The 21,439-nt window shown below is 43.9% G+C and carries 9 protein-coding genes and 1 other RNA gene; 2 read left to right on the top strand and 8 right to left on the bottom strand.

Annotated elements, in window-relative coordinates; translation table 11 throughout:
* Position 1 precedes the first annotated feature (1 nt).
* From H4K34_RS14485 to H4K34_RS14470, 4 genes are all read right to left on the bottom strand, one after another.
* On the bottom strand, positions 2-4,327 hold the full coding sequence (locus H4K34_RS14485) for a CusA/CzcA family heavy metal efflux RND transporter (protein ID WP_210758107.1): 4,326 nt from the start codon (positions 4,325-4,327) through the stop codon (positions 2-4).
* Between the two features lie 71 nt (positions 4,328-4,398).
* A complete protein-coding gene (locus tag H4K34_RS14480) occupies positions 4,399-5,763 on the bottom strand; it encodes a sensor histidine kinase (RefSeq protein ID WP_210758106.1) in 1,365 nt (454 codons plus the stop codon).
* Positions 5,760-6,434, bottom strand: coding sequence for a response regulator transcription factor (locus H4K34_RS14475; protein WP_210758105.1), 675 nt, complete (start codon positions 6,432-6,434; stop codon positions 5,760-5,762). The genes H4K34_RS14480 and H4K34_RS14475 overlap by 4 nt, the downstream gene beginning before the upstream one ends.
* Positions 6,435-6,492: 58 nt before the next feature.
* Positions 6,493-8,457: a tetratricopeptide repeat protein gene (locus H4K34_RS14470; RefSeq protein WP_210758104.1), complete on the bottom strand. Its 1,965-nt coding sequence runs from the start codon at positions 8,455-8,457 to the stop codon at positions 6,493-6,495.
* A gap of 627 nt (positions 8,458-9,084) precedes the next feature.
* Between H4K34_RS14470 and H4K34_RS14465 the strand changes: the two genes are divergently transcribed.
* Positions 9,085-12,525 carry a pyruvate carboxylase gene (locus H4K34_RS14465; protein ID WP_210758103.1) on the top strand — a complete coding sequence of 1,147 codons (3,441 nt, stop codon included), beginning with the start codon at positions 9,085-9,087 and terminating at the stop codon, positions 12,523-12,525.
* An 85-nt stretch (positions 12,526-12,610) separates the two neighbouring features.
* Positions 12,611-13,561: a thioredoxin-disulfide reductase gene (gene trxB, locus H4K34_RS14460; protein ID WP_210758102.1), complete on the top strand. Its 951-nt coding sequence runs from the start codon at positions 12,611-12,613 to the stop codon at positions 13,559-13,561.
* A 58-nt stretch (positions 13,562-13,619) separates the two neighbouring features.
* Here trxB and H4K34_RS14455 read toward each other — a convergent pair whose 3' ends face one another.
* The 4 genes from H4K34_RS14455 to H4K34_RS14440 all read right to left on the bottom strand — a co-directional run bounded on the left by H4K34_RS14455 (position 13,620) and on the right by H4K34_RS14440 (position 21,410).
* The gene (locus tag H4K34_RS14455; RefSeq protein WP_210758101.1) at positions 13,620-13,790 is read right to left on the bottom strand and encodes a hypothetical protein; all 171 of its coding nucleotides are present in this window, start codon (positions 13,788-13,790) and stop codon (positions 13,620-13,622) included.
* Positions 13,791-13,803: 13 nt separating this feature from the next.
* An RNA gene (gene rnpB / locus H4K34_RS14450) (RNase P RNA component class A) lies at positions 13,804-14,149 on the bottom strand.
* Between the two features lie 19 nt (positions 14,150-14,168).
* Positions 14,169-14,675, bottom strand: a complete 507-nt coding sequence (locus H4K34_RS14445; RefSeq protein ID WP_210758100.1) for a Smr/MutS family protein — start codon at positions 14,673-14,675, stop codon at positions 14,169-14,171.
* A 60-nt stretch (positions 14,676-14,735) separates the two neighbouring features.
* The gene (locus H4K34_RS14440) at positions 14,736-21,410 is read right to left on the bottom strand and encodes a fibronectin type III domain-containing protein (RefSeq protein ID WP_210758099.1); all 6,675 of its coding nucleotides are present in this window, start codon (positions 21,408-21,410) and stop codon (positions 14,736-14,738) included.
* Positions 21,411-21,439: the final 29 nt, after the last annotated feature.

Here is a 21,439-nt window from a genome sequence, read left to right as displayed (position 1 = left end):
TTTATTCGCTTAAATATTTTAATTCTACCCAGCGATGAAAATATTGCCATTGCTGATAGAGGTATTCCGTTTCCAAAGTGCTGGCTCTTTCTTGGAGCTGCACATATTCGAGATAAGAGATTTCACCGGCCTTTAGTGCTTCATCCGAATGCTTTCGGATTTCCTTCACTAATGGATAATTCACCTCTTTAAAATGATTGATGGTTTTTTGATACTGAAGCAATTCAATTTCTAAACTGCGCTGATGCGCCAAAATGGACAAGCGATAATCCTGCGCTGCCGATTGGCTTTTAGCATAATTGAGCTTGGACGCTGCCGCTGCTGCTTTACGCGGTCCATACCATAATGGAATGGCTAAGCCTACTTGCATCCCACGATAAGTTTGGGCATTGGGCAAACTATTGGTCCCTTGAAAATAGCCAAAGCTTAAGGCCGGCCACCAAGCCGACTGACTAACTTTTCGTTCTGCCTGGGCGAGTGCCATGTTCTTCTGTTGCCAATCCAAACCAGCGTAATTACTGGTGTCAATCTTTCTCCATTCAATTTCGGGGAAAGCTTCCCAAGCCAGCGATTCTAATTTAGTTTGAACCAAGGCTTCCATCCGGCTTTTTATCTGCTCTTGCTTGGCCCTATACTCCTCTAATTTTAATTTGATTTCCTCCGCTTTAGATTGAGCCGCCAGTTTTTGCAGATAATTACTTTGCCCCAGCTTATAAGCCTGTTCAGCCTTAAAGGCTAAGCTTCGATAAAGACTATCCAAATGCTGATAATTTTGAACTAAGCTAGCCCAATACACCGCTTCATAATAGGTTTGACCAACCTGCTTTAACAATTGTTGCTTCTGAATCTCCATCTCAGTCTCGGCCCTTTGGTAGCGAAGTTCCTGAGTCTTGGACTGCTGATAATAATAAGTAGGAAAATGAATTTCCTGATCGATACCCCATACCCGAATGGGTGCATTATTTTGGGCAATATTATTCTGGTCGTAGGAATAGTAAAACTGCGTGGCCGGAATCGAAATGGCTGCAGGTACTAATGACTTTTGCCTTTGACTTTCAAGTTGAGCGGCACGCAGAGCGAAATTGTGTTCTAAGGCTAAGCTTTCCAACTCCTTCAGGCTTTTTGGACTTTCCTGAGCCTGAGTCCCGATGGGTACCAAAAGGAGAAGAAGCATCAACAGCGCTGATTTATTAAGCTTCTTTGCTTTCAAAACAACTCCACCTTCCCACCAGGAATAAAGTAAGGGCAAGACTATTAGAGTTAAGGCCGTAGAACTGATCAGTCCTCCAATAACCACCGTTGCCAAAGGTCTTTGTACCTCGGCTCCTGCTGATGAGGAAATGGCCATCGGTAAGAAACCTAAGGCTGCTGCCGATGCAGTTAATAGCACGGGACGTAATCGCTGCACCGCTCCGGTTAAAATGCGCTGATGCACATCTTTCAGACCTTGTTCTTTCAGGGCCTTAAATTCCTCGATCAGCACAATTCCATTCAATACCGCGATCCCGAATAAGGCTATAAATCCAACCCCGGCAGAGATACTAAAGGGCATGCCTCGCAGATAGAGTAAAAACACTCCCCCTACTGCAGACAGTGGAATGGCGGTATATATTAAAAGGGCATCTTTTACCGAATCGAAAGCAAAGTAGAGCAATAGGAAAATCAAAACCAGAGCAACCGGTACTGCATAAGATAAGCGAGTACGTGCGGAACGTAAATTTTGAAACTGTCCTCCGTATTCAATACTGTAATTCTCCGGCAAACTGATTTCGGCCTCAATTATGGATTGCACATCCATAACCACCGATTCCAAATCACGGTTCCGCACATTTACGCCTACCACAATCCGACGGCGGGTATTATCGCGTGATACCTTAGCCGGGCCTTTGGTGAGCTCGATTTGAGCTAATTCACGCAGGGGAATCGACCTTCCATCCGGACTTTGGATTTGGATGCTTTGGATATCTTCAATCTGGTCTCGATTGTTCTCATCCAGCCTTAAGCTGATGTCGAATTGCTTCTCTCCTTCAAACAATACCCCGGTTTTAGCACCGGCGAAGCCTGTAGAAATCACCCGATTAAGATCAGCGATATTCAAACCATAGCGCGCAATACGAGCTCGGTCAAACTTCACTTTTAATTGTGGCAGGCCCACTATTTTCTCAACACTAATGTCTGAGGCACCTTCCACCGATCCAATGGCATTTTTAATTTGATAAGCTAGCGAGCTGAGTTTGTCGAGATCCTCACCAAAAATCTTAATGGCCAGATCAGCCCGCACGCCGGTAATCAATTCATTAAAGCGCATTTCAATGGGTTGGGTAAATTCATATTCCACTCCTGGAATATCCATTAAGGCACCTTTAAAAGCTTCGGCCAGATCATCTTTGCTTTCGGCCGTTTTCCATTCTGAATGAGGTTTGAGTTTAATGATCACATCGGCCTCCTCCATAGACATAGGATCCGTAGGTACTTCTGCTGCGCCAATCCTAGAAACCACCTGCTCCACTTCCGGGAATTTCAATAAGATTTTCTCCATACGCGTAGTCAATTCTACCGTGCGACTTAAGGAGGTTCCGGTTTTCAGGATAGGCTGAATTACATAATCCCCTTCATCCAAAGTGGGCACGAACTCGGCGCCCATTCTGCTAAAGAGAACAATAGCAGATACAAAGAGAGCCAGGGCCGCACTTAATACCAAAGCCTTTCTGCCTAAGGCCCAATCCAAACTGGGCTTATAGAGTCGAGCCAAACTGTTCATTAATCGATTCGACCAAGCGCTGGTCTTCAAATTCCCCGATCTGAAAAACAGGGAAGCCATTACGGGGACATAGGAAAAACAGAGGAACATGGCACCAATCAGCGCAAAGCTGAAAACTAAGGCCATAGGGCGGAACATCTTGCCTTCTACCCCCGCCAAGCTTAGGATAGGAATAAATACAATTATGATGATCAATTGACCAAATACCGCGGAGTGCATCATTTTATTAGCTGCATTCTCGGTAATGCCATCAATCTTTTGGGAGCGATCTTCTTTATTTAGATTTTGTAAATCGCCTTGGTTCTTAACCAATTGATAAGCGATAAACTCAACGATAATCACCGCCCCATCAATAATAATCCCGAAGTCGATGGCTCCTAAGCTCATCAAGTTGGCATCGATGCCAAAGATATACATCAGCGAAATCGCAAAGAGCAAGGAAATGGGAATCACCGAGGCTACCACCAAGCCTGAACGCCAATTGCCCAATAAAACTACTACCACGAAGATTACAATCAAACAGCCGAGAATGAGGTTTTCGGCGATAGTGAATGTGGTTTTGGCGATAAGATCGCTACGCTCTAAAAAGGGATTAATATGAATGCCGGGAGGAAGGTTTTGACCGATTTTATCGATTCGCTCTTTAACGGCCGAAATCACTGCTTTGGAGTTAGCATCCTTAAGCATCATGATTTGGCCCATTACCTTTTCGCCTTCGCCATTAGCCGTAATAGCCCCAAAGCGAGGCGCTGATCCAATCTCCACCTTAGCCAAATCCTTCACCAAAACCGGTACCCCCGCCCGTTGGGCAACAACAATGTTTTCGAGGTCCTCAAGCTGAGTGGCTAGTCCTTCACTTCTAATAAAATAGGTTTCGGCTTCCTTTTCGATATAGGCCCCGCCAGCCAATCCATTATTGGCTTCCAAGGCTTTGAAAACCTCCGTTATTGAAATCTGGTGACTGCGCAATAATTCAGGCTTTACAGAAACCCGATATTGCTTTAGAAATCCACCCCAGGTATTTACCTCCACTACTCCGGGTATACCAGATAATTGACGGCGAACCACCCAATCTTGAATGGTGCGTAAATCTGTAACTGAATATTGATCTTGATGGGCAGAATCTACTTCGAGGGTATATTGATAAATCTCACCCAGCCCAGTGGTAATAGGCCCCATGAAGGGAACCCCAAATCCATCCGGAATATTGGCCTGTGCTGATTTAAGCTTTTCCGCAATTAACTGTCGCGGTAAATAGGTCCCTAAATCATCATCAAAAACGATAGTAACCACCGACAATCCGAATTTAGATACGGATCGAATTTCCTTCACCCCAGGTAAATTGGCCATTTCCAATTCGACGGGATAGGTGAGGTATTTCTCTACATCTTCAGTGGCTAAATTTCGGGAGGTGGTAATCACCTGCACTTGATTATTGGTCACATCGGGCACAGCTCCAATCGGAATTTGGAAGAGTGCATAAACTCCAAATCCCACAATGCCCAAACTGATCAGAATTACGATGAATTTCTGCTTCAGGCTGTACCGAATAATTTTTTCCAACATGGTGTCTCAGACTAATACACCAAAAGTATTGGGGCATTCTAAAGCCTTTCGAAACGCTTTCTAAAGATTTCCTAAAAATGAAGGTAAAAGCAGGTTCCCCTTCCGGGTTCTGATTGAAGATCAATGCGAGCTTCGATAGCCTCAGCCGCTCTTTGGGCAATAGATAAACCTAATCCTGATCCAGGGGCATTTTGGATGGCCTGTGGACTGCGGTAAAAGGCTTGGAAAATTTGCGCCTGCTCCTCTTTGGGAATACCCGGACCTTGATCGCAAATACTACACGAAAAACCGGTTTCTGTACTTCTTGCCTCAATGCGAAGCTCGCTAGAATCAGGACTATACTTTACGGCATTGCCAATTAAATTTTGAAATATGAGGCTTCCGAAATACGCCGGTATTTCTTTACTTTCCAGCTGATGGAGATCCAAATGAACCCTAAGGTTTTTAGCCTGAATTAACGGATGTAAGGAACTTAATACTTCTTCTACCACAATTCCCAGGGCTTGTTGATTCAGGTTTAAGGCTTCGGAGTCCATGCGGGCTAAAACCAATAATTGATCACTCAAATCGGCCATGCGATCGATCTGCACCAAGGCTGATTTTATGGTTGCTTCATATTCCTCCTGACTGCGAGCCTTACGGATCAAGACTTCTAAACTACCTCTTAAGGTGGCTAAGGGAGTGCGCAATTCATGAGAAGCATCGGAGCTAAATTGCTTTTCTCCCTTAAAGGCATGCTGCAAACGATCTAATAAGGCATTGATGGATTGCGATAAATCGTACAATTCATCCTGTTTGGCAGGCAAGGGTACTCGCTCATCTAAAAAGCGTTTGGAGGTTCGACCCGCAGTTCGCGTAATTTCTTTGATGGGTCGAATACTACGATCCGCCAAGGAACGCGTAATGTAAAAGAGGCTTATTAAAACGACCGGGAAACTTATCGCCTCGGCCCAGGCTAATTTTCGTAAAACCTGAATGGAAGCCTGCATCGACATAGCGGCCAAAATATAGCCCTGCAATTTATCCTTGGTCCGCAAGGGGATTTGAATTTGCCTTAAGACCTCATCATTAAGGCTGGCATCAAAATGATGGCCGCCTTCAAGCTCAGGATGAAAAAGTAATTCTTGATTTTTAAGATTAGGGGATTTGTCCATCAGCTCACCTTTGCTATTCATAAGCTGAATGAAAACAGGCAGGACCTGAGCCTCACGATGCTCGCGTTCCTCCCATTCCCCTTTATTGATAAAATGAATGGAGTCACCTTCAATTATTACTTCAGTGGTATGCTTATAAGCTTCTATGGATAGCACCTGATCCATATTATCGTAAACCGTTTGGTATACAATACCATAGACCAAAAGAAAGGCAATAGCTACTAAGGCAGTGGTTGCCGCCAAATAATAAAATGCAATGCGATCTTTAAAGCTCAATTTCATACTTCTCGGGCTATATAACCCACTCCTCTAATGGTTTGGATGTAATTATCCTCTCCTTCCAATTTTAACTTCTTACGAAGGGTATTGATATAAACATCTATAATCCCAGCATTATAATTGTAATTACTATCCCACACATTTTCAAGGATCTGAACCCTACGGCAAACCCGGTTTTTATTGCGCAATAAAAACTCCAACAGGGCAAATTCTCTTTGAGTAAGCTGAATGAGTTCATCATTCCGGTAAACTAAATGCGCACTTAAATCCATGCGGATTTCACCGAGTTGCAAGGCTTCGTGGCTGGTCTCTCCACTCTTTGCTCTTAGCTGAACTCGGATTCGTTCCAATAATTCATCAAAATGAAAAGGCTTACGGATATAGTCATTGGCGCCTGCCTGTAAACCAAAAACCACTTCTTCTGATGAGTCTTTGGCCGTTAATAAAATGACCGGCGTCTTTTTGTTCTGCTTTCGAAATTCCTGGCAAATGGCGATCCCGCTCATGCCGGGTAGCATCCAATCTAATAAGAGTAAATCATAATCATCCGAAAGGGCTAATTGCAGGCCCTTATTACCATCATGAGCCATTACCACGGTATAGGCTTCTTCTTCCAGGCCTTGCTTTAAAAATGCGGCAATACCTGTTTCATCTTCAACGATCAGGATTTTCATAAGTCAAAGGTCTGTATCGCAACTAAAGATTTCCTAAAAGCCTAGAATAATTTTAAGACTATACTATAGGAAGACTAAACCAGAAAGTAGATCCCTCGCCCGCTTCGCTTTCCACTCCAATTTTACCACCGTTGGCACGCACAAACTCACTGCAGAGATACAATCCTAAACCGGTTCCCATTTCCTTAGCTGTACCTACGGAAGGATCCATCATTTCGGTGAACATCTCATCTTTTTGGGAATTGCGCAGCCCGGGGCCTTGATCCTTCACTTTAAAACAATAGCAATCTTCCTTCCTTTCGCCAGAAATGTAAATTGAACCTCCTTCCGGATTAAATTTCAAGGCATTAGAAATAAAATTCCGCAGTACAATTCTTACGATTTCAGCATCGGCATTGAGTTGAGCATCACCATCATTAATATCTTGGACGATATTAATATTCTTGTTTTTAGCGAGTCCCGAAAACAATTCAATCACCTGATTCAAGGCCATTGCCACCGCAATCCTTTTCTTCTCATTATTCTCTGCAATGCCTATTTGTAAACGGGCCCAATGCAGAAGATTTTCAATGCTCTGTCGCAGAATTACAACTTCGGAAGAAAGTTTTCGCATAAAACCTTTAATGATCTGCGGATCCTGACCTTCCTCCATATTGCTAAGGTCAATTAGACCCTGGAGCGAGTTTAATGGCGATTTTAAATCATGAGCCATCCCCGCTAAAATGCGATCCTTAAAGGCATTCAACATCTCAAGACTTTGCTTCTGTTCGCGAAGCTCAGCCTGCTGTTCTTGAATCTCCTTATGTTGTTTTTCAATCCTTTGATTCTTTTCTCGAAGTACAATATTTCGCGCTCTACGTGTATAGGCGTTCCAACCAAAGGCCACGGTTAGTATGCCCAATCCTCCTAAGAACCAATAGACCCAAAAGCGTTTTAATTCCTGATCCCGTATTTCACTTTGATGCTGAGCTTCCAGACGCTCCTTCTCAATTTGAAACTGATAACGCTCTTCTAGTTTGGTTAACTCCGCAACATTAGACTGGGAAAGCAGGGAATCATTATATAAGGAATGCTCTAACAAATAATTATAGGCTGTATTATAATCACCTTTAAGGGCATAAAGCTGATGTAAGGATGAAGCCATATCCACTATCTCCCGTAAGCGCGAATATTTTCGAGCCATCTCCATGTAAAACTCTCCTTTCTCCAATGCCTCATCAATTTGACCTTCACGAGCTAAAACCCGAACATCACGAATTCCGAAAGTGAGATAAAAATTCTCATACTCCTTTAAATCCGGATCATTTAAGGCTTGGTCCAAATAGATACGGGCAGAATCTACCTCTTCAACCTTTATGAAATAACTAACTAAATTGGATAAGGCATAAAAGCGACTTGGTTTCTGATGCGCTTCATCCGCCAATTTGATACAAGCTTTATAGAAGTAGACTGCAGAATCGGGTTTGCCCATCTTCTCATAGGAGATTCCCAAATTATTATAATCGGTGAGCACATCCTCCTTGCCAATAGTCCGGTAAAGCTTCAAGGAACTACGCAAATGGCTCACTGCCTTCTCTTGATCTCCTAAGCTGCTGTACAGGCGCGCAAGATTATTATTGATATCCGCCATGGTGGCCGAATCACCCTGTAAACGAGCTAATTGCAGGCCCTTATAAAAGAAATTAGTCGCTTTATTAAATTCTCCAATTTCAACATATATATTGCTGAGGTTGCTGTAATTAACTGCTAATCCAGAGCTATCATTATTGCTTTCGTTGATCTCCAGAGATTGTTCATAATAGTCCAATGCTGAATGTAAATCACCCTGAATAAAATAGGTGATACCCATACCATTTAGGGCTCTGGCCGTAAAGTCATGACGATTTAAGTCTTTACTCAAAGCCACCGCTTCTTTCAAAAAACCGCGAGATTGCGGAACATCCACCTGGGCAAAAGCCTGGGCCAGTTCCATTAAAAAGCTAAAACGCTCTTCTCCTTTTAAGCTATCGAGCCTTTGCTCCATTGCTTTCAACTCTGGAGGCATAATCTGACTATAGCACGGTAAAGTGCTAAAGAAAAAGATAAGGCTGGTAATCGGTATTAATAATGCTGAACTCCTCAAGTAAATTCTCTTCATTTTCAAGCAGCAGGTTAAGTACATCAAAGTAGCGCATTTCCTTTAAAAATGCCCAATTGCGAGGCAGAAAATCTTTTCAAACTACACTTTTTAGGGATATACATTCCTTCTTATCATTCTGTTCGGGAATCCAATAGGCTAGTATAAGAGTTTAGATATCTGATTCTTTGGACCTTAACCAAATCACAAGTAAGCACTGGACTTAGGTCTATTCCTTTGTCGCGGATATAAAGAAAATCGAAGTGCATTATTGCTGTTTTAGAATCACCCTAAATATGTAATTCTAAACAAACTTAGGATCAGTACTTTAAGCAGAGGCAAATAATTTCTTAACTTACAGCTTCCTGTTGATTATGCCACGAATTTCAATACAATATAGGTACTAAACAGCGCACTATGCGTTGTTGGGGCCCCGACCTTAGTGTCGGGGTTTTTTCATGCATATTAAATCTTGGCTTAATCTAAAAGGACCAACCTAAGTGTAATTTCAAGCTCCTAATCTCATCCTCTCAAATGAAAACTATCCAAAGATTAATGGTCGCCAACCGGGGTGAAATCGCCATCCGTATTTTTCGTGCCGCCACAGAACTGAAAATTCGCACCATTGCCATTTACAGTTTTGAAGATCGCTATTCCCTGCATCGCTACAAAGCCGATGAAGCCTATAAAATTGGTTCAGATGACGAACCGCTGCGCCCTTATTTAGAAATTGAAGAAATCATTCGCATCGCTAAAAGACAAAAGGTCGATGCAATCCATCCGGGTTATGGTTTTTTAAGTGAGAACATCGAGTTTGCGCGTCGCTGCGCCGAAGAAGGCATCACCTTTATCGGCCCAAAAGCCAGCATAATGGAGCAATTGGGGAATAAAGTTGCGGCTAAAAAGCTGGCCCAAAAAATCAAAATCCCCATGATAGAAGGGGCCGATGGCCTGCAAAGTGAAGAAGACATCCTAAATGCTGCTCAGAAAATCGGTTTCCCCATTATGTTGAAGGCAGCCTCTGGTGGTGGTGGTCGCGGTATGCGCGTGGTACGCGACAATCAAGCCCTGCTTTCTGCCTATCGAGAAGCTTCTGGTGAAGCCGCCAAAGCTTTTGGTGATCCCACCATTTTCATTGAAAAATTTGTAGAAGATCCCAAGCATATTGAGGTACAATTGCTGGGTGATCTACATGGTAATCTGGTCCATCTTCACGAAAGGGACTGCTCCGTACAAAGGCGTTTCCAAAAGGTAGTTGAAGTAGCACCCGCCTCCACTTTAAAAGATAAAACGCGCAAGCAATTGCATGAATACGCCCTAAAAATTGGTCGGGCGGTTAATTACACTCATGCCGGCACGGTAGAGTTTTTAGTGGACAAAGACGAAAACATCTACTTCATTGAAGTGAATCCGCGTATTCAAGTTGAGCATACTATTACTGAGGAAATTACCGGATACGATATTGTAAAGGCCCAAATCCAAGTGGCCATGGGTGAGGCCCTTAGGGGTGATGTTATTGGTATCCCTAATCAAGATGCGATAAAGGTAAACGGACATGCCATTCAATGTCGAATCACTACCGAAGATCCGGCGCAAGGATTTAGTCCGGATTATGGAACCATTATCGCTTATCGCAATGCTGCGGGAATGGGCATTCGCCTGGATGAAGGCAGCAGTTACCCCGGAGTTACCATTTCGCCTTTCTTCGATTCGATGTTGGTTAAGGTATCTGCCTGGGGCAGCAGCCTGGATGTGGCCAGCGACCGTATGCGCAGAGCCTTATCTGAATTTAGGATTCGCGGCGTGCAAACCAATATTCCCTTTCTGCAAAATGTAATCGCCCACCCCATTTTTAGAGAGGGACAACAGAGGGTAAGCTTTATTGAAAAGCATTCTGAACTCCTCGAAATCACCAAGCCTAAAAACCGAGGAACCCGCATTCTTCGCTATATGGCGGATGTGATTGTGAATGGAAATCCTGAAATAAAAAATCACGATCCTAAAAAGAAGTTTCAGCCTGCAATTATTCCTGCCTATGATCGGCATTCGGCCCATACTCCCGGAACCAAGAATTTGCTGACGGAATTAGGTCCTCGTGACTTTTCCCTGTGGCTTAAGGATCAAAAACCGATTTATTTTACTGACACCACTTTTAGAGATGCCCATCAATCACTTCTAGCAACCCGAGTGCGCACCATTGATTTATTGAATATTGCCGAAAGCTACTCCAAGAGTTTCCCCCAACTCTTTTCCGCTGAAATTTGGGGTGGTGCCACCTTCGATGTATGTATGCGCTTTTTAAAGGAAGATCCTTGGGAACGTCTACGACTATTAAGGGAAGCCATGCCCAATGTGCTTACGCAGATGCTAATCCGCGCCAGCAATGCCGTGGGTTATAAGGCCTATCCGGATAACCTCGTTGAGCGCTTCATTGAAAAGTCCTGGGAAAATGGCATCGATATCTTCCGGATTTTTGATTCTCTCAACTGGACTGAGCAATTGGAGGTTTCTACCAAAGCCGTTCTTGAGCGTACCCAAGGTTTGGCCGAAGTGAGTATCTGCTACACTGGCGACATCAGTAATCCTAAAAAACATCCGAAATACAGCCTTCAGTACTATCTGGATCTGGCTCGTAAAATTGAAGATATGGGAGCGCATATTCTAGCCATTAAGGATATGGCAGGCTTGCTCAAACCCTATGCTGCGCAAGAGCTTATCACCGAATTAAAGAAGGCCGTAGACCTTCCCATCCATCTGCATACTCATGATACCTCCGGGGTTCAATCAGCAACCTATTTAAAAGCTATAGAAGCCGGTGTCGATGTTGTAGATGTAGCAGTCGATTCGATGAGCAGACTTACTTCCCAGCCAAATTTCAATTCCTTGCTCGCTTGTTTGGAAGGTCATGAAAGAGAAAACCCAATGGACTTAGCTAAGCTCAATGAGTTTAGCGCCTATTGGGAAAACTTGAGGGAGTGGTATTATCCCTTCGAATCCGGTTTAAAAGCGGGAACTGCACAATTGTACGAACATGAAATTCCCGGTGGTCAATATTCCAATTTACGACCACAGGCTCGGGGCCTTGGTATTGAAGATAAATTTGAAACCATCAAGAAAAACTACAAGGATGCCAATCATTTGATGGGCGATTTAGTGAAGGTGACCCCTTCCTCTAAAGTGGTGGGCGACTTAGCTATGTTTATGACCACCAATGGCTACACCAAAGACGATCTGATTTCCAAAGGTGAAGACATCTCTTTCCCGGATTCGGTAATTAGCTTCTTTAAGGGAGAACTTGGACAACCTCATGGTGGCTTCCCTATTCTCTTCCAAAAATTGGTTCTAAAAAATGAAAAGCCTTTTACGGATCGCCCCAACAAACATCTTAAGCCGGTCGATTTTGAAAAGGAGTTCCAAATTTTTCAAAGTGAATTTGGGTCAGAACTCAATGAATTAGACTTCCTGAGCTATAAACTCTATCCCAAGGTTTTTAAAGATTACCTGGATTTTCACCGTGACTTTGGTGAAGTATGGCGAATTCCCAGCCTAAACTTCTGGTATGGCCTCGAGCAAAATGAAGAGTTTATGGTGGAGATTGATCAGGGGAAAACCATTTTGGTGCGCTTCTTAAATATTACTGAGCCCGATCCTAATGGCAAACGTCAAGTTTACTTTAAACTGAATGGTCAGAATCGCCATGTGGAAGTGTTGGATCAGAGTATTGAGGTTAATACTGTTCAGAACCGCAAAGCCACCGAAGCTAATGATGTAGGCTCCCCGCTGCAAGGTAAATTGGTAAAGATCTTGGTAAAGGCTGGAGATCAGGTGAAGAAAAACGATCCTCTTTTTGTTATCGAGGCCATGAAAATGGAAAGTACAGTATTAGCCAGTAAAAATGGAACTGTCAGGAATATTGAGCTTAGCGACAATACCATGGTGGCTCAAGATGACTTAATTTTGGTGCTTGAGCCATAGTCTCTGATCTATAAAAATATAGAAGGTGACTTGGGAAGCCTTTAGGGTTTTACTGAAAAATTAACTTTGCCCAAAATTTAGAAAAATGGAAAAGCACGATTGCGTGATCATTGGTTCCGGACCAGCCGGCTATACTGCTGCGATTTATGCGGCCCGCGCTGATTTGAAACCCATCATATATACCGGTTTAGAGCCAGGCGGACAGTTAACCACCACTACTGATGTAGAGAACTTTCCGGGTTATCCCGAAGGTATTATGGGTCCGGCCATGATGGAAGATCTGCGTAAGCAAGCGGAGCGTTTCGGAACCGAAATTCGCTTCGGTATGGTAACCAAAGCCGAATTAAGCAAGATTGGTGGCGAATACCATAAATTAATCATCGACGAAAGCAAAGAAGTTTTAGCTCGTACCGTGATTATTGCCACCGGAGCCAGTGCTAAATACCTAGGATTAGAATCCGAGAAAAACATGATGGGTCACGGTGTTTCTGCCTGTGCTATTTGTGATGGTTTCTTCTTTAAAGGTAAAGATGTAGTAGTTGTAGGTGGTGGAGACTCTGCCGCTGAGGAAGCTACTTATTTAGCCAAACTTTGCCCTAAGGTAACTTTATTGGTGCGCAAGGATCATATGAAGGCCTCTCAGATCATGCAACAACGCGTGGAGAATACCGCCAACATCGAAGTACTTTGGAATACTGAAACCCTGGAAGTTTTAGGTGAAAAAACCGTTACTGGTGTTCGCGTTAAGAATACCGAAACCGGCGAGGAAAGCGTAGTTGAAGCAGAAGGTTTCTTTGTAGCCATCGGGCATAAACCTAATACGGACATTTTCCAAGGTCAGATTGATATGGACGAGGTAGGTTATATCAAAACCAAGCCAGGCACTGCCAGCACCAATTTACCCGGTGTTTTTGCTACTGGCGACGCTCAGGATAAAAACTACCGCCAAGCTATTACTGCTGCCGGAAGTGGTTGTATGGGTGCTTTAGAAGCAGAACGTTATTTGCAAGAATATGAAGTAGCAGTAGAGAGTTAATCTCTTACTGACGAATAATAGAAAAGCGACCTTATTGGGTCGCTTTTTTTATTTCTTGCTATTCCACGGCTTTGAACAAACCATAAAAAACCGCCAGCCATACCAGACCTTTGATCAGGAAGAAAGCAAATAGTCCAATGGCAACCGGCCAGCCCGCTTCTTTTACCAAGCCCTTCCAGCCATGTTGCTTTCGAACATGCTTATAGTATTTCCAGCCTTTCCTTGTCATTTAAAATCAAGCTAAATAAAACAGGCCTATAAGCCGGATTCTGTCCTCCCGAGGGAGTCCTTATCATTTATCTACGCTACCTACCCTCCGGGATCGCACGAGCAGCGCTCAAGCCCCGGTATACATGGTATTGCAACCCGCGAGGTTTACCTTGCCACTGTTGTCACCAACAGCGCGGTGCGCTCTTACCGCACCTTTTCACCCTCACCTCAACCGAAATTGAGGCAGTTTATTTTCTGTGGCACTATCTGTAAAGCAGGAATTAAGCCTACTCTCCTCCCCTTTCAAGGAGCACGGCGCTCTATGTTGTCCGGACTTTCCTCCCCGATTTACATCGAAGCGATAAGGCGGCCTGTTTGCCGCAAAGGTACGTCAGAATTAACGCAGCTCCACTTCGGTTGCTCCTTTTCCATAACGAGCAAATGAAGCATCATAAAAGATGATTCGATCCATCCGTTCCAACATGGCATAGATCTCATCGCGTAAACGCCCTTGGCCTACTCCATGAATGAGTACCACTTTTTTCACTCCAGCCCTTCGAGCCCTATCAATGGCCTTTCGCGCCTCATTCAGTTGGATTTGCAGTTTTTCATGAGAAGAGAAGTTCTTCGGGAAATCTACTAAAGCTTCAAAATGAAGATCCGCTTCAATTACTTCTGCGGCCTTGGCTTTGGCTCTGCCTTTCTCTAAGGAAGTACGAGGACGGTCTTTGGATTGCACCTCTCCAATACTCAGGGCTTTTCGTGGCACCAATTCATTAAGTGGCAACCATTCCGCAAAGCCATGATCCATCATCACCTCCGCCTGGTTCCCTTCAATTTTCAGGATAGTCCCAGTTCCCGCTTCATGTAAAAAGCTAACGATATCGCCAATCTTAAATACCATGGGGCAAAAATAAAAAGTCCCGACGCGAGGGTCGGGACTTTCTTTAAAAATTAAAGGCGATTAATGAATCGTCAAGCGACGGTGTGCTCTCAATCCACCAGAGTGAATTTCGATCATATATACTCCGCTCGCCAAACCACTAAGGTCGAGGTCACCAGAGTACTGTCCGCCGTCTAAGCGATCACTGCGATGTAATACATCACGCCCTTGAGCGTCACGTAAATAAATCTCTACATCAGCACTACCCACTTCAGTGAAGTTAATCCGAACGCGATCTTTCGCTGGGTTTGGATATACATTCAGTGATTGTGCTAATGGATTCTCATCGATACCAATATTTACCAATACAGTTGCTGAATCAACAACATATCCGCAAGCATTGCTTACCGTTAAGTAAACGGTATAAGTACCATTGGCTAAATAGGTATTGGTATCAATCACACCAGATCCCATAGATCCATTACTGAAAACCCAGCTGTAGGAACTGGCACCAGTGCTGGCACTTGCGTCTACAATTACGCGCATGGTATTTCCAATGATGGTTTCGTTTACGGTAAAGCTGGCGGTAGGTAATGGACCGCTAGCAGTAGTTTCAGTGATCGAAACAGCAGCACTGGTATCTACACCACAGATATCTGATACGTAGAAGTCGTAAGCAGTACCTGGCAATAAAGTATTCACCACAATTGGAGTGCTACTTACACTTACGGTAGTTCCGGTTCCAGGGCTAAAGCCTGCAGGTCCGTATTCCAATAAGGAGTTACCACTACCACTAGTCCAGTCGATTTCCACACTATCACAACCAATATTCGCTGTAGAAGCCAATCCGGTAATCGGAGGACAGCTTGCAGGAACATAAGGGTTGATACAGAAATTATCGAAGTAATAGTCGCAGTCGTAAGTCATAGTTTGACGTACTCCTGAATAGAAGTTCACACCATTAAACTGTAATGGACCACCAGCATTGGCTGCTGAATAGGCATATCCTACACCGGTACTAACACCATTCAAACGAATCCAGATAGAGTCATTTGCAAGGTCAATCACCGTACCAACGGTAATCCACTGACCTTGAGTATAGTTAAAGCTACCTGCCAAATTAGAACCAGTAGTATAAACAACATCTGCAGTTCCATTATCAAGGAAGTAAATCTCACCTCCCCATAAGTTACCAGTAGCTCCACCGATATGGTTTTGCTGTACATTGTAGTAAGCACCATTACCGGTAGGCACGTACAAATCGAAGCTAATTTCCCATGCTCCAGCGGAGATGGTATCGAAATAAGCTACCAAGTCACTAAATCCATTAGGACCTTGATCATGAATGTGAACGGCATTAGGAGCTGAGCTCGACTGACTGGTAATGATTTCTACATCACCGGCATTACCGGCCCAAGGAATAAAGAGTGCTGATTGATCGTAAAGCTCTAATGAAGCATCATACTGATCAATATTATCACAAGTAACTTCCTCTGGACAAACAGCAACTGGTCCTAACCATACACTGGTATCACCAGCGGGACAGATAGCACGTACATAAACATCCTGGCAAAGGTTATTAGCCGTTGCAAAGGTTAATACGATAGAATCTGCAGTGGTTACAGCTAAGGTACCGGTACCCGCGCTAAATCCGGTTGGACCATATTCTACTTGATAAGATGTAGCAAGTGCAGTACTTCCCCAACGCGCAATGGCGGAAGTAGTAGTTTGTGGATCGCCACTTAAGTTCAATGGACGAGGACAAGTAGCTCCTTGTTGAACACTTATATCATCAAGGGAAATATCACCGGTAAATGATGTACCAAGGTGTCCTTCGAAGATGAAGTTATACACGCCAACTGGAAGTGAAGCTAAGGATACGTTTCTGCGCAAGAAAGGATCGGAACCTGCAGTTTGTTGTTGGCCGATAATACTATCTATAGCAATACGAGTACCGGAACTATTCTCAGCATATACTACCAATTTATTCATGGTAGCACCATACATATGGTAGTGGTACTCCAACTCGGGATTGCTTACCGTAGAAATATCAATTCCGGGAGAAATTAACTCGGCAGGACCACCTGAAGTAGAAGTTTCCAAGAACATATAAGTACCACCTGAGGCTGGCGCCAAGGTATTATCGGTAAAGGGGCCAGTATCCAGAGAGTTTTCATTCGCTCCTTCAGAATCTTCAGACTCCCAACGTAGAGTTCCGGAAGTGGAATTTTGCGTCCAACAGTTTTCCCAACCAGCAGGTGTTCCGGTTGCAGCGCCTAAACTAATACCTTCAAAATTGGTGAAGTAAGGTGCATTATAGCTTACAGGACAAGGAGTACTGAAGCATTCTGCTCCTCTCCAGAAACTGGTATCTCCAGGGCTACAAATTTCACGTACCCAAACACAGTAGCCAGTTCCAGCTGTTAAGCTTGTTAAGGAAACGGAGCTGTTGCTGGTAAGCATACGGATATTACCGGGATCACCTAATGGGCCGATACCATATTCCATCTGATAGTTAGCTGAGGTATTTCCATTGGCATTAGTCCAGCTAACTGTTGCGGCATTTTGACTAATTCCTGAAACAGTAAGGGCATTTGGACGCACACAAGTTGGAATGGTCTCATAATGCAAGTCATCCAGGTAGATATATTGGAAGGTTTGCAATTGACCGTGAGCAATCGCGAAGTAATTGTCGGTACCATTGTAGCCATTGGCGGCGGTGAGGTCAACAATATATTCGGTCATTCCTAAGGTCATCACCAAGGTATCCATAGCCGTGAAGGTAGAAGCATCAGTAGGATTAGAGATGGTACCCACAATTAAGGTACGCACCGTTGCTACCGAGGTACTACGGGCAAAGAAACGTAAGCGTTTATCCCCTGCCGTCATATCAGAAGTAGGAGGTGAAACCATTAATAATGGAGAAGCAGTTAAGCTACTATTGTCAAACTCTACTGTGTTCGGTGATGAAACCGGTTGATAAGTGGTTGAGTTTTGAATGGTTACTCCTAAGAAATTCGAACTGGCAAAGGATGGATCTTCGATGCTATTAAAACATCCTAAATCCTTACCCTGAGGCAAGTTGTCGAAATCATTAAAGTAAGGTGCACTAATGGGCGAACATGGAGTACAGAAGCTGTACGGTCCTGCCCAAGCACTGCTATCACCAGCACTACATACGGTACGCACCAAGAACTCATAACAAGTTTGACCAGTTAAGGTATCTACTACTACAGAGCTACCAGAGGTAAATCCTTTTTGACCACCGGTTGTGGTTGTACCTTGATAAAAACCAGCTGGGCCGAACCAGTATTGATATTGTGATGCAGCACCACTGCTTGCCCAAGTTAAGGTAGCAGTAGTATCAAATAAGCCTGCGGTTGTTAAACCGGTTGGATCAGGACAAGCAACAGCAGTTAGAGATACATCATCAATGGTGTATCCATAGCAGCAAGTTGCTGAAGTAGCCGAGCCGAAGTCATTTTGACCCCAGCGAATTTGTGTATTTGCCCCTAAGCTCTGACCGGCATTAGTTAATGGCGCTTTGATATCTAAATTGATAATAGAGTCGTAGCTACCAAAGGTTCCAAATACGGTGGTATTCAGATCAACAACTTCAACCCAAGGATCGGAGTGATCACCACGAACCCAAACTTTATTATCGGGATGGATTTGGTTGCTATGATCCATTAAGTAGAAACTCAAGTTCACACCACCTGCAGAAGTATAACCACTTAAATCTACGGTCATAGTTAAGTAGCTGGTTTCGGATGGGTCTATAAAAATGCTATTGTCAAGGGTAAATGCCTGTAAGCCGTTACGATAGAAAGCACTGTTCGCTTGTAACCTACCACGACTACTGCTAATACCGGGCTCGTAAGTCCAATAATAAGTTGGATTACAAAGGAAGGTAGTGTTAGTGAAGGTTGGGCCGGAAGAGTAGTTCTCAAAGCCATCGTTAATTGGCAAAATTGCTGGTGAAGTAATGGCACAAGCCGTAGTAAAGGTCAGTGGTCCTACATAAGGGCTGTTGCCTACACCATTGCAGCTATCTTGAATATAGAATTCATAAGTAGTTTGAGCGGTAAGACCGCTGATCAAAGCGCTGTCTTGAGCACCGGTTACAGCAATGCGACCCAAATTACTTGAACCAGGAGTAAAGCCAGGTAAGCCCCACTCGATCCAGGTAGTATCACCAGTAGAACCAGATCCCCAGCTTACTTCAGCTGTAGTTGAACTTACGTAGTTAATACCTAAGGTGCTAACTAAAGGAGGGTTACAAGCAGGAATTTGCTCATAAACAAAATCATCGATGTAATAGGTACGGAAATCAGGACCGGCATTTTCCAATACGATGAATTCATGCGTACCATTATAGCCGTTCGCAGTTGTCAACTCAACCACATACTGAGCATAATTACGCTGTAATTCAATGGTATCTATAGGAACAAAGCTTGAACGATCTCCTGGGCTAGCTATCGTTCCAACCACCAATGGGTTTGGAGTTGTGGTGGTGGTAGTCATACCATAAAATACAATACGCTTATCTCCGGCACTCAGATCACTAAATTGAGGTGTGATCAACCAAGCGGTATCGGTATTGTAATTATAGAAGCGAACTACGTTTGGAGATGAGATTGGTGGATAAGTAGTACTAGGTACTTCAACATCTGCATTGGGTAATGTAGTACTGGTACCGCCAATTAAAGCATTATCCCAACAGATAGGTACATGATTAATAGAATCTGTATCAAAATTGTTGAAGTAAGGGGCGGTAAGCGCATTACATAGGGTTACAAAAGTTACGGGGCCTACCCAACCGCTGGTGCCATTGGCTGAATCTGAGCAATCGTTACGGATATAAATATCATAGGCTGTATTTCCGTTTAAGCCACCAATTCCAATACTATTAGTAGTGGTACTGTCTAAGCTAGCTGAAGAAGAACCTTGACTGAAACCACGAGGTCCCCAGCTTACATCATAGTCATAACCAGAGCCTGACCAAGAGAATGCGGCTGAATCGCTGGAAACATAAGTTATAGAAGGAGCTCCGGGGAATGGACAAGTTTGACAAGAATTTACCTCTACCAGATCGATAGAAACATCACCATCAAAACTCGCTCCATGTACGGTAAGAAATCGGATATAAATTGCTGATCCAACGTAGGAATCTAAGTTAACTCCTACCTGCTGCCAGGGATCTGCATTAGCTGTTTGAACCTGACCTACACGGGTAAACACGGTATTCCAAGGACCAGTAGCTGATAAACCAACTTGTACTTTAATAGTATCGATATCGGCACCAAAAGCGTGTAACCAGAATGAAAGTTCTGCGCTGTTATAGGAAGTACTTAAATCAATTCGTGGAGAAATCGCTTCAATATTGGTACCGGCAGCCGTACCAGAAACCTCAGTATATAAATAATTAGTACCACTATGAGCACCGGTAGGACCAGTGTTAGTCGACGAAGTTGTACCTGAGTGATAGTTCCAATTAGAAGCTGTGGTTCCGGTACCAAAGTCTCCGGTCCATCCTAATTGAGATTCGAAATCATCCTGGAAAATTAATCCGGGTTGACCTGTTGAACAGGTAAAACCTTGTGGTCCCTGAATTGGAGTTACAATTTGAATGGGTCCTACAGTATCAGAAACGCCATTTACTGCCCCACAATTGGTGGCCAAATAAATGTCATAAGCGGTGGATGGACTTAAACCCGGAATAGTGTGGGTCATAGTTGGCGACATAATGGTGTCTACATTCCAACCAGCACTACCGGGAGCGGTTCCCGCAGGACCCCACATTAGCCAGGCTTCCGTATAAGAACCGGCTTGCGACCAGCTTACATCAACGGAGTTGGAAGTGAGGTTAGACTCCGCAAATCCCGTAGGAGCACCACATAATTTAGTAGTGGTAAAACCTTGTGGCGTTGGGAAGCCCACTGTGTCAGTACCGGTATTACAGTACTCTTCCAAATACAAATCGTAATTGGTATTGGGGCTTAAGCCAGTTAATACTACCGGAGGAGTTACCGGAGATGTTGGATAGGTTCCACTTACCACAGTACCTGTACCTGGTGTAAAGCCAACTGGACCGTACTCTATTTTGTAGCCGGTGTTTCCGGTTCCTGGAGTCCAGTTTACTTTAGCAGCTGTACCACTAATACTGTCAATGGCAAATCCTGTGAAAGGAGTACAATTTCCGGTAACCGATAAGGCATAGGTTAGGGTTCCTACAAATCGACGGGGATTGTTGGAAGGACTAGAAGCTGGACCTCCGTAAGCCACTGAATCTGCCACACTAACGGTAGCAGTACCATCAGTAAAGATGACCTGATCTGCCGAAGTTCCGGTTTGATAGCGAGTGGTACCTGTTGTACCTTCAATAAAGATACCGATCGCACCTCCTGAAGGCACGGGAATTTTAACCCCACCAAAGGGGATGTTATTCAAAGCAGTACTGTTTGCTCCAGTAATAGGAGCATTAACTACTACTTGTGACCAACCATTTGCGGCAGTAATGCTTGGTGTTCCACCTGGAGTAACTCCTCCTTGGCGGACCCAAACCGTGGCACTGGTTGCGCCGGTACTAAAGACATTGGTTAATCCAGTAATTTCAATCGGTGAAGTAGCTTCAACTCGAAATGCAATTCCATTTGATCCATTGTTGGGAGTCAATGGAGGACTCGTTGTGATGGTTCCTTGGCCAAACAGAGCGCCTGAGACAAGGACACCTAAGGCTAGTAGATGTTTCCTCATTGTAAAGAAATAGGTTAATACAGAATAAT

The sequence above is a fragment of the Croceimicrobium hydrocarbonivorans genome (genome assembly GCF_014524565.1).
In the GTDB taxonomy this organism is placed as follows: Bacteria; Bacteroidota; Bacteroidia; order Flavobacteriales; family Schleiferiaceae; genus Croceimicrobium; species Croceimicrobium hydrocarbonivorans.
The sequence above is the reverse complement of the archived record's forward strand: the minus strand, read 5'-3'. Positions and strand labels throughout refer to the sequence as shown.

What these genes read in the sequence shown, in the direction of transcription:
- H4K34_RS14455 (WP_210758101.1), bottom strand. Translation starts at nt 13,790, where the DNA reads ATGACAAGGAAAGGCTGGAAATACTATAAGCATGTTCGAAAGCAACAT.
- trxB (WP_210758102.1), top strand. Translation starts at nt 12,611, where the DNA reads ATGGAAAAGCACGATTGCGTGATCATTGGTTCCGGACCAGCCGGCTAT.
- H4K34_RS14485 (WP_210758107.1), bottom strand. Translation starts at nt 4,327, where the DNA reads ATGTTGGAAAAAATTATTCGGTACAGCCTGAAGCAGAAATTCATCGTA.
- H4K34_RS14465 (WP_210758103.1), top strand. Translation starts at nt 9,085, where the DNA reads ATGAAAACTATCCAAAGATTAATGGTCGCCAACCGGGGTGAAATCGCC.
- H4K34_RS14475 (WP_210758105.1), bottom strand. Translation starts at nt 6,434, where the DNA reads ATGAAAATCCTGATCGTTGAAGATGAAACAGGTATTGCCGCATTTTTA.
- H4K34_RS14470 (WP_210758104.1), bottom strand. Translation starts at nt 8,457, where the DNA reads ATGGAGCAAAGGCTCGATAGCTTAAAAGGAGAAGAGCGTTTTAGCTTT.
- H4K34_RS14440 (WP_210758099.1), bottom strand. Translation starts at nt 21,410, where the DNA reads ATGAGGAAACATCTACTAGCCTTAGGTGTCCTTGTCTCAGGCGCTCTG.
- H4K34_RS14480 (WP_210758106.1), bottom strand. Translation starts at nt 5,763, where the DNA reads ATGAAATTGAGCTTTAAAGATCGCATTGCATTTTATTATTTGGCGGCA.
- H4K34_RS14445 (WP_210758100.1), bottom strand. Translation starts at nt 14,675, where the DNA reads ATGGTATTTAAGATTGGCGATATCGTTAGCTTTTTACATGAAGCGGGA.